The following is a 4764-nucleotide window of genomic DNA, read 5'->3' as shown; positions in this document are numbered from 1 at the left end:
CGCCTCTTCCACCGCGATCTCGTCGAACGGGTTCATCGACATCTTCACGTTCGCAATGTCCACGCCCGTTTGGTCCGATTTCACGCGCACCTTCACGTTGTAGTCGACCACGCGTTTCACTGGTACGAGTACCTTCATCAGTCTCTCCTCCACCATTCATGTTGAGCGGCGGTCATCGCCTGCGCGATGCCGTTGCCCGGCTTGCCTCACGTACATCACGTGCGTTACGTGCGGCGCAGGTTTTCGAATATCGCGGCGATGCCCTGGCCACCGCCGATGCACATCGTCACAAGCGCGAAGCGCCCATTGATCCGTTCCAGCTCATAGAGCGCCTTGACGGCGATCAGCGCGCCTGTCGCACCGATCGGATGACCGAGCGAAATCCCCGAGCCATTCGGATTGACCTTGTCCGGATCGAGTTCGAGTAGTCGCGTCACCGCGCAAGCTTGTGCCGCAAACGCCTCGTTCGACTCGATCACGTCGATGTCCGATACACGCAAGCCTGCGCGACGCAGCGCCGCGCGACTCGCGGGCACAGGACCGATACCCATGTAAAGCGGATCCACCCCAGCGTGCGCATACGAAACGAGACGCGCGAGCGGCTGGATGCCACGGGCTGCCGCCGTGCCGGCCTCCATCAACAGGACGGCCGCTGCCGCATCGTTGATACCCGACGCGTTGCCGGCCGTGACCGTCCCACCGTCCTTCTGAAACGCGGGACGCAATCCCGCGAATTCCTCGTAATCGACTTGTTGGCGCACGTGCTCATCGGTATCGAATACCATCACTTGCCCCTTGACCGTATGAGTCAACGCGACGATCTGCTCCTTGAAGCGGCCCTCGGCAATCGCCCGTGCTGCCCGCCGATGCGACTCCAGCGCCAGCGCATCCTGTTGTTCGCGCGTAATGCCGTACTTGCGAGCAACATGCTCGGCCGTCATGCCCATGTGGACAGAATGGAACGGGTCGTGCAACGCGCCGACCATCATGTCGAGCAGCCGGCAGTCTCCCATCCGTGCGCCGAAGCGCATATCCGTCGCAAGGTACGGCGCGCGGCTCATGTTTTCGGCGCCACCCCCTATCGCGATCTCCGCGTCACCGAGCAGAATCGTCTGCGCGGCCGACACGATCGCCTGCAAGCCCGAACCGCACAGACGGTTGACCGTCATCGCGGGCGTCGCCGCGGAAACACCCGCGTCGATTGCCGCGACCCGCGCGAGATAGAGATCTTTCGGCTCAGTGGCGATCACATTGCCGAATACCACGTGTCCGACGTTGCCGCCCTGTACCTCCCCTCGCGACAGCACTTCGCGCACGACCGCCGCACCGAGCGCGGTAGGCGGCATGTCCTTCAGACTGCCGGCAAATTTCCCGATCGCGGTGCGCACACCGCTGACAATGACGACATCCCTTTGCATTCAGCGCTCCCGTGCTCAAAACTGGTCTTCGTGCAGCGCCGGCACGCCGTCGGCGCATAGCCCGGCGGTCACCGCGGCTTCGAGTGCCACAGCGCGCGGCAGCACCTGCGTCGCGTAGCCATGCGCCGTTGCGATCTTCGTGTCGTAAAAGGACGCATCGTCATCACGCTTGTCCACCGCGATGATCAGCGAGCGCGCCAGTTGCCAGCCCGAGAGCACGATGCCCGCGAGCATCAGATACGGCACACTGCCCGCAAATACCGCATTGGGCTCGCGCTTCGCATGGTCGACGACGAAACGCACGGACTTTTGCAGCGCGTCTCGCCCCGCGTGCAGATGACGATGCATCGACTGGAACGCGCCGCTCGCGTGAAACGACGGATGCGCATGTAATTCAGCCAGCGTCCGGTCGATCTCCGTGAGCAGCCGGGCCGCGACCGCGCCGTCGTCGCGCAGCGTCTTGCGGCCCACCAGGTCGTTCGCCTGGATCGCCGTCGTGCCTTCGTAGATCGGCAGGATGCGCGCATCGCGGTAGTACTGCGCGGCACCCGTTTCTTCGATGAAACCCATGCCGCCGTGAACCTGTACACCGAGGCTCGTGACCTCAAGCGACATTTCAGTGCTCCAGCCCTTGACGATCGGCACGAGGAACTCGTAAATCGCCTGATGCGCCGCACGCTCCGCTTCGTCCGGATGATGACCGAGATCGGCATGCGCGGCGGCGACATACGCGAGGCCGCGCGCGCCTTCGGTCAATGCACGCATCGTCATCAGCATGCGGCGTACGTCAGGATGCCGAATAATCGTCACCGGCTGCTTCGCTGAGCCGTCGACCGGCCGGCTCTGCACGCGCTCCTTCGCATACTCGACTGCCTTCTGGTACGCACGGTCCGACACGGCGATGCCTTGCATGCCGACACCGAAGCGCGCCGCGTTCATCATGATGAACATGTATTCGAGGCCGCGATTGGCTTCGCCAACGAGATAACCGATCGCACCGCCGTGATCGCCGAACTGCAGCACCGCGGTCGGGCTCGCCTTGATACCGAGCTTGTGTTCGATCGACACGCAGTGCACGTCATTGCGCGCGCCGAGCGTACCGTCATCGCCGACGAGGAATTTAGGCACGATGAAAAGCGAAATGCCCTTCACACCCTCCGGTGCGTCCGGCGTGCGTGCCAGCACGAGATGCACGATGTTGTCGGCCATGTCGTGCTCGCCCCACGTGATGAAAATCTTCGTGCCAAAGAGGCGATAGGTGCCGTCTCCTTGCCACTCGGCGCGGGTACGCACCAGCGCAAGATCGGAGCCTGCCTGCGGCTCCGTGAGGTTCATCGTGCCCGTCCATTCGCCGGAAATAAGCCTCGGCACATAGGTCGCCTTCTGCGCATCGCTGCCTGCCGTCAGCAGCGCCTCGATCGCGCCGTCGGTCAGCAGCGGACACAGCGCGAGCGACAGGTTCGACGCGTTCAGCATCTCGAGGCAGGGCGTCGCCAGCAGCTTCGGCAGGTTCTGTCCACCATACTCGGACGGGTGTTGCAAACCCTGCCAGCCGCCCTGCGCGAACTGACGAAACGCGTCCTTGAAGCCCGGCGACGCGGTGACGGCGCCGTCCTGCCATGTGCTCGGCTGCTTGTCGCCTACTGCGTTCAGCGGTGCAAGCACGCCTTCCGTCAAGCGAGCGGCCTCGTCGAGCACCGCCTGCGCGGTGTCGGACGTCGCGTCCTCGAAGCCGGGCAGCGCCGACAGGCGGTCGATGCCAGCCAGTTCGCCCATTGCAAACATCATGTCCTTGACCGGTGCCTTGTAGCTCATTTCGATTCGTCCAGTTATCCGATTGATCAGGATCTGCCCTGGTCTCGATAAAAGGAGCGAGGGCAACGTTGGCACGAATCGTAGCGCTGGAATGGCCGCAACTCATTGGCGAAGCCGGACCATCTATTGACATATCCTGCCAGGCAAAGCGGCGGCAGATGTGGGCACGGGCGACGTTTCAGGCGCCGCGCCGATACGCGGCAGGCGTGCTGCCTGTCCAGTGGCGGAACGCGCGGTGAAACGCGGTGGCGTCGCCAAAACCCACGTCGCATGCGATGGCGGCAATCGCGTCACGCGTGCCCGTCAGACGCTGAATGGCGATGTCGCGACGCAATTCGTCCTTGAGCGTCTGAAACGCGGTGCCTTCGGCCGCGAGGCGCCGGCACAGCGTTCGCACCGAACAATGAAGGTTCTGCGCGACCTCCTCGATGGTCGGCGCATCAGGCAGACAGGACGCCATCTGCTCGCGCACGCGGTAGCCGAACAGTTGCTCCCTGAACGACACGAAGATCCAGTCTTCGGGCGCGCGATCGAGAAACTTGCGCAGGTTGGCCTTGCGCTGACGAACCGGCATATCGAAGTACACACTGCTAAAACGCAAGGACGTCTGCTCGCAATCGAATTCGACCGGCCCGGAGAACAGATACAGGTACTCCCGGGCGCGTTGTGGACGAGCAAACGCAAACTCCACCTGCAACAACGGAATCCGCTGGCCGATCAACCAGGACGCGACGCCGTGCGCGAGCTTGAGCATCAACTCCTGTCCGAGCACCCCAAGCGTCGAATGTTGCGATCCAGGCCGCAACAGGAGTTCCGCGATCATGCCGTTGCAGCGCGACTCGAAGCGAAAATCATCCAGCACGATATGAAAGAACTGCCCGAACCGGTGCATCGCGGTTTCGAGGTTGGGCGCATCGAGCAGGCCGAGACAAAGGAACTTGAGTGTGCCGCTGCGTAGCGGGCGCGAGAAGATGCCCGGCATTTCGTCGTCGAGATCGAGCGCAAGCGCGCGATAGAGCGTTGAGAACTGTTCTTCGGTGACGCGCGCCTCGGGTTCCGCAAGCAGTTCTCGCGGAATGTTCGCAGTACCCAGGTGTCGCTCGACGACGGCAGGCTCCATCCCCACGCCTTCGAGGAAGCCGTTGACGAGGGACATCGGGACGGTTGAGCCTGACGGATGCATGACATGGGAAAAACGGCGGCGATGCATAAGCATAGCGCGGCTCATCGGGAATGCGATTCTGAAACGTGGAATTGCGGAACTGAAATGAACAGATCGTATTCCGCGACCCACAAGATCCATTAAATCAGATAGTTAGCTATGGATTGTCGGTGCTGGCCCGGTCCTTGCAGAAGATCATGCATTTTCCGGAGATGATGAAATGAACACAGCTACCCAATCCGCGAGTGCGGGCGCCCGTTTCCGCGCCGCAGTCGCCGAAGAGAAACCGCTTCAGGTGGTCGGCGCGATCAACGCGAATCACGCGCTGCTCGCACAGCAGGCGGGCTTCAAGGCGATCTACGTGTCCGG

3 protein-coding genes and 2 pseudogenes are annotated in these 4764 nt (G+C 62.6%); 1 reads left to right on the top strand and 4 read right to left on the bottom strand.

Going from position 1 to position 4764, the window contains the following annotated elements:
- The 4 genes and pseudogenes from HV796_RS40215 to HV796_RS40200 form a co-directional block, all read right to left on the bottom strand.
- Window positions 1-138 (bottom strand): annotated as a pseudogene (locus HV796_RS40215) (electron transfer flavoprotein subunit beta/FixA family protein); the annotation flags it as partial.
- Window positions 139-224: 86 nt separating this feature from the next.
- Complete coding sequence (gene bktB, locus HV796_RS40210) at window positions 225-1418, bottom strand: beta-ketothiolase BktB (protein WP_175233280.1); 1194 nt, start codon at window positions 1416-1418, stop codon at window positions 225-227.
- Between the two features lie 15 nt (window positions 1419-1433).
- Window positions 1434-3233, bottom strand: coding sequence for an acyl-CoA dehydrogenase (locus HV796_RS40205; protein WP_175233279.1), 1800 nt, complete (start codon window positions 3231-3233; stop codon window positions 1434-1436).
- Between the two features lie 178 nt (window positions 3234-3411).
- Complete coding sequence (locus HV796_RS40200; RefSeq protein WP_175233281.1) at window positions 3412-4416, bottom strand: AraC family transcriptional regulator; 1005 nt, start codon at window positions 4414-4416, stop codon at window positions 3412-3414.
- A 199-nt stretch (window positions 4417-4615) separates the two neighbouring features.
- Here HV796_RS40200 and prpB point away from each other — a divergent pair.
- Window positions 4616-4764 (top strand): annotated as a pseudogene (gene prpB, locus HV796_RS44945) (methylisocitrate lyase); the annotation flags it as partial.

The organism is Paraburkholderia humisilvae, from assembly GCF_902859855.1.
GTDB classification, from domain to species: domain Bacteria; phylum Pseudomonadota; class Gammaproteobacteria; order Burkholderiales; family Burkholderiaceae; genus Paraburkholderia; species Paraburkholderia humisilvae.
The sequence above is the reverse complement of the archived record's forward strand: the minus strand, read 5'-3'. Positions and strand labels throughout refer to the sequence as shown.

What these genes read in the sequence shown, in the direction of transcription:
- bktB (WP_175233280.1), bottom strand. Translation starts at nt 1,418, where the DNA reads ATGCAAAGGGATGTCGTCATTGTCAGCGGTGTGCGCACCGCGATCGGG.
- HV796_RS40205 (WP_175233279.1), bottom strand. Translation starts at nt 3,233, where the DNA reads ATGAGCTACAAGGCACCGGTCAAGGACATGATGTTTGCAATGGGCGAA.
- HV796_RS40200 (WP_175233281.1), bottom strand. Translation starts at nt 4,416, where the DNA reads ATGCATCCGTCAGGCTCAACCGTCCCGATGTCCCTCGTCAACGGCTTC.